Source organism: Streptomyces sp. NPDC005195 (genome assembly GCF_040608315.1).
Classification (GTDB): domain Bacteria; phylum Actinomycetota; class Actinomycetes; order Streptomycetales; family Streptomycetaceae; genus Streptomyces; species Streptomyces kaempferi.
The window spans coordinates 1-4,905 of sequence record NZ_JBEXHZ010000157.1 but is presented as its reverse complement, the minus strand read 5'-3'; the positions used below and the strand labels follow the sequence as shown (position 1 = coordinate 4,905).

General features: G+C 70.6%; 4 protein-coding genes. All 4 read left to right on the top strand.

Features of this window, described 5'->3' with window-relative positions:
* Nucleotides 1–2,188 (top strand): SDR family NAD(P)-dependent oxidoreductase (locus tag ABZV34_RS37120; RefSeq protein ID WP_356286982.1); only part of this gene is annotated, 2,188 nt, incomplete at its 5' end.
* Nucleotides 2,185–3,225, top strand: coding sequence for a GSCFA domain-containing protein (locus ABZV34_RS37115; protein WP_356286979.1), 1,041 nt, complete (start codon nt 2,185–2,187; stop codon nt 3,223–3,225). The genes ABZV34_RS37120 and ABZV34_RS37115, both read left to right, overlap by 4 nt.
* Complete coding sequence (locus tag ABZV34_RS37110; RefSeq protein WP_356286976.1) at nt 3,203–3,895, top strand: hypothetical protein; 693 nt, start codon at nt 3,203–3,205, stop codon at nt 3,893–3,895. The genes ABZV34_RS37115 and ABZV34_RS37110 overlap by 23 nt, the downstream gene beginning before the upstream one ends.
* A gap of 23 nt (nt 3,896–3,918) precedes the next feature.
* Complete coding sequence (locus ABZV34_RS37105) at nt 3,919–4,791, top strand: TauD/TfdA family dioxygenase (protein ID WP_356286973.1); 873 nt, start codon at nt 3,919–3,921, stop codon at nt 4,789–4,791.
* Nucleotides 4,792–4,905: the final 114 nt, after the last annotated feature.

The window sequence follows — 4,905 nt, the reverse complement described above, 5'->3', positions numbered from 1 at the left end:
GCTGGACGGCCGGAGCGCCTCTCCGCGTGTGTGGTGGCTGTCGTACGGTGCCCAGCCTGTGACCGGCACGGTGGAGCGGCCCGAACTGGCCCTGCTCGCGGGCCCGGTCGAGGTCGCCTCCCAGGAGCGTGCCCTGGACGGCCACTGGCTGGACCTCCCCGACGGCGACCTCACCCGCTGGGCCGGCCGCGTGGCGGCGGCCATCACCGAAGCACGTCGCGGCGGACGTCCCGACGGTCCGGCTCCGTCCCGGCAGCTCGCGCTGCGCGACGGCTTCTGGTGGCGGCGGGCAACCACACCCGTGCCGGCACCGTCCGACACGGAGGCCCTCGTGTCCTCCGGTGAGGAGACCGTCCACCTGGTTCTGGGCGGCACGGGCGGCATCGGCGGCGCCATCGCCGCCTGGCTGCTGGAGCACACCGGTGGCCGGGTCCTGCTGCTGTCGAGGAATCCTCGGCTGCCCGCGGAACTGAACCGATGGGCCGACCGCGTCGGCCTCGTCACGGCGGACATGGCAGTCATGTCCGTGAGCGAGGTCGTGACAGCCGTGGCGGAGCACACTCCGCGGCTCGACACAGTGGTCCACGCCGCCGGACTCGGGTTCGGCGCGCTGCTCGTGCGCCGCGACGCCACCGCGATGGCCGGCGCCGCAGCGGCCAGGGAGAACGGCGCACTCGTCATGGAACGTCTCATCGAGAGCTTCCACCCGGAGATCGCGGTGTACTGCTCCTCGATGTCGGCCCTGCTCGGCGGCATCGGTCAGAGCGACTACGCGGCCGGCGCGAGCCTCCTCGACGGCTTCGCCCACCACCGGACCAGCGAGACGGAGACGACCGACCGCATCGGCATCGACTGGGACATCTGGAGCGAGACCGGGATGGCGACCCGCAACCTCGGCTCGGACAGCCGCCACCAGGCCCATCTGCGGGTCGGTCTGACGGTGGCGGAGGGCACGGAGGTCTTCGCTCGCGCCATAGCACTGCGCCTGCCCCAGCTCCTCGTCTCCACCACCGACCTCGAGACCTCCCGCGCGTTCTACGCGCCCGCCCACGGCCTGACCAAACCGCGCTCGACACAGTCCGGCCCTGCGGACGCAGAGACGGGGTCCCGGGACCCGCACCGTGCGGGAGACCGCGCCGCAACCACGACCCGGGTGATCCAGGATCTGCTCGGTGTTAACGAACTGGACCCGCACGCCTCTCTGTACGACCTCGGTGCCGACTCACTGACCATGATCGACCTGATCGTCCAGATCGAAAAGGGCCACGGCGTCGCACTCGACCTGGCCTCGTTCAGTCACCAGGTGAGCCTCACCGAGATCTGCAAACACCTGGAGGCGGCGCTGGCCCCTGCGGAACCCCTCGCCGCACGAGCCGAGGACCCCGCTTCCCGCGTAGTCCTCGACATCTGGCAGGAGGGAACCGGCTCGGCTGTCCTGTGTCTGATACACCCTGTCGGCGGGGACATCCAGGCCTACCGTTCCCTGGTGACGGCGCTAGGACCCCTCCCCACCGTGTGCCTCATCGCCGATCCGGCGCTCCGCGACGCCTCGATGCCCTCGTGGTCGCTGGCCGAACGCGCCCGTCACTACGACACGGCACTTCGTGACCGCTTCGACGGCTCCGACCACCGGCTCCACCTGGCCGGGTGGTCCTACGGCGCTCGGGTGGCCATGGAGATGGCCGGGCTGGCCGAGTCGGCGGGCGGGCCCGCGGAGGCGCTCTTCCTGCTGGACCCGCCGCCGCCGGAGGCCGGCGCGCTGGTCGCCGCTTACGACGAGACCGCCATCGAGCGGGTCTTCGCCGCCGAACTCGGCGCCGACGTCTCGGCGCAGCCGGCCGAGCACGCGCGGGCGTACGCCGAGAGACTGGCCCGCTGCTGCCGGGCGAACCTGCGCAGCCTGAGCGAGCACCGGGTGCTGCCGCTCGCCTCCACCCCCACTTTCCTGTGGCTGGCCGAACAACCGACGCCGGGCATGCCCGTACCCGGCGACCCCAGGGAGACGGACCGGCAGTGGAGCGCCTGCCTGCCTCCCGCCGCCGTTCGGCGGTCGTTGGTCACCGACCACTACGGAATCGTCACGCCACCCCACGTCCACGCCGTGGCCGAGACCATCGTGGCCACGGTGGCGGGCCCGGCCGCCGGTGCCCGGGCACACGGCGAGCAAGGATCGGAGCACGCACAGTGAACCCCTACCAGTCCCTGCCCGTCCGGGCGTTCTGGCGACCCGCGGTCGCCGAACCGGACCCGCTAGACATCCAGGACGTCTGGAGGCCCAAATTCGCCCTCGGCCAGGACGATCCAGTCGTCACCGCAGGCTCCTGCTTCGCCGCGCAGATCGGCCGCGCCCTGCTCGACTCGGGCATGAACTGGCTCAACGCAGAGCCCGCCCCGCCCGGCCTGACCCGGCAGCAGCAACAGGAACGCGGCTACGGCGCGTTCTCCTTTCGCACCGGCAACATCTACACGCCCGCCGTCCTGCGCCAGTGGCTGTCGTGGGCCTTCGGCCACGCCCAGCCGCCAGAGGAGGCCTGGGCGGAGGGCGACCGCTTCTTCGACCCCTACCGCCCCGCGATCGAACCCGAGGGCTTCGCCTCCCCCGCCCACATGCTCAAAGCGCGTGAGGTCACTCTGGACGCCATCCGCACCGCAGTCACCACGGCCAGCTGTCTGGTCTTCACCATGGGGCTCACGGAAGCATGGCGCGACGCAGCCGCTGGCACGGTGTATCCCGCCTGCCCCGGTACCGTTCGCGGCACCTTCGACGTCGACCGTCACACCCTGCGCAACTTCACCTTCGCCGAAGCGCACCGGGACATGACCGAGGCGATCGCGATGGCGCGCCTGGCCAATCCCGGTCTGCGCATCCTGCTGACGGTGTCACCGCAGCCGCTGACCGCGACGGCCACCGGCGCCCACGCGCTGCCCGCGAACGGATACAGCAAGTCCGTGCTGCGCGCGGTCGCGGGGCAGCTCGCCCTGGAGGACCCGGACATCGACTACTTCCCGTCCTACGAGCTCATCACCGGTCCCGTGTTCGGCGGCCGTTTCTTCGGCCCCAACCACCGCACCGTGACCACCGAGGGGGTCGACTTCGTGATGCGGCACTTCGTGGCCGGACTCCGGCAGCGCCCCGCAAAACCGCAGCCGGCGAACGACCCCGCCGCCCGTCCAGGAGACGCAGCCTGTGAGGACGCCGTCCTTGACTACTACAGCCCCCGCTAGGTTTCTGCTGCTCGGCGACTCCCATGCGGGACCGATCGGACGAGCGGCGCAGAACGCCGGAATCCCGTTCCAGGGCGGTCCCATCGGCCCCGGCCGGGAGTTCACCGACAGTTTCTTCACGGTCCGCGACACGCCGGAGGGGAGCGATGTCGTGTTCCACGCCGAGGAGGCCGAGGAGCACTACCGGCGCTTCCTCGGCGAACTCGGCGTGGCCGCCCTCGCGGGACTGGACGTACCGCTGGTCGCGACGTTCGGTTTCTGCGCGCACTTCGTCGCGCTGCGGGAGAACTGGGACCTCTACCGGGACCGCTCGGGCTCGGTCCCGTCGGCCTTCCTCGCGTCTCCCTTGTTCGACGCCATCGTGCGTGCCGCCGTCCGCGACTCCCTGGGCTTCTACGGACACGCCGTGAGCCTCGGACTGCGGGTCCTGGCGGTCATGCCGCCGCAGCGCGTACCCGGCCAGTCCGATCCGACGGTCTTCATGGCCGCGCAGGAGAGCATCCGGCTGGCCGTGGCGGAGCGCGGGGCCGAGATTGTTGACCTGCGCCGCCGGACCACCAGTCCGGACGGACTCCAACGCCCCGAACTGTGCGAGGCGAACGACGAAATCCACGGCAACCTCGCCTTCGGACGCGTCATCCTCACCGAACTGCTCGACCGAGGCCTCTAACCCACCCACCCACGGAGGAAGTCATGGAGTCATACGAACGCGAAGCACTGGAAGCGATAACCACGCGCCCCGTGCACAACTACCGCACGCTCACCCTCGAACGGATCACTCCCGTCCTGGGCGCGGAGATCTCGGGCGTCGATCTGTCCGAGAACCTTTCGGCGGAGCAGCTGGAAGAGATCCGCACGGCGTTCCGCGATCACCACGTCCTGGTCTTCCGCGATCAGACGATCTCGATCGAGGACCACAAGCGCTTCGCCTCCGCCTTCGGCGAGTTGCGTCCGGTCAACCCGGCGCCCCCCGAGGGCGACCCCTACATCCTGGAGATACGCACGACGTCGGCCGCTGCGAACGTCGCCGGCAACGGTTGGCACGCCGACGGGACCGCTGACGCCGAACCCTCCCTGGGGTCGATGCTCTACATCACCGAGATTCCCGAGCCCGGGTGCGGCGGCGACACCCTCTTCGCCAACATGCACCTCGCGTACGACATGCTCTCACCGACCATGCGCGCCCTGCTGGACCAGCTCACCGCCGTCCACGACGGCGCCAAGGCCCTGGCGGGATACACCCCGCCCGCGGACTACGTAATCCCCAAAACCGAGCAGCCGCTCGTCGCCCGGCATCCCGAGACCGACCGCAAGCTGCTCTACGTCAACAAGGCCTACACCAGCCGGGTCCCGCAGCTCGCGGCCCGGGAGAGCGAGGCCCTGCTCGACATGCTCTTCGACACCATCGCCTGCACGCCGGTACTGCACTGCCGCGTCCGCTGGACCCCGGGCACTCTCGTCTTCTGGGACAACCGCTGCGTGCAGCATCACGCGACGTACGACTACTACCCCTTCGCTCGCTACGGGCAGCGCGTCGCCATCAACGGCGGTGCTGTCAAGGGCTGACAGAACGACTCGGCGGGGGTTGCTCACGGACTACGCAGTCCCGGGGCGACCCCCCCCGCGGGGGTTGGGACAACGTGGCCGGGCGCGTAGCCCCGCCGCGGCCCGGCAGGGGAC

Bases quoted from the DNA above. Each gene is read 5' to 3' on its own strand.
- ABZV34_RS37105 (WP_356286973.1), top strand. From the start codon at position 3,919: ATGGAGTCATACGAACGCGAAGCACTGGAAGCGATAACCACGCGCCCC.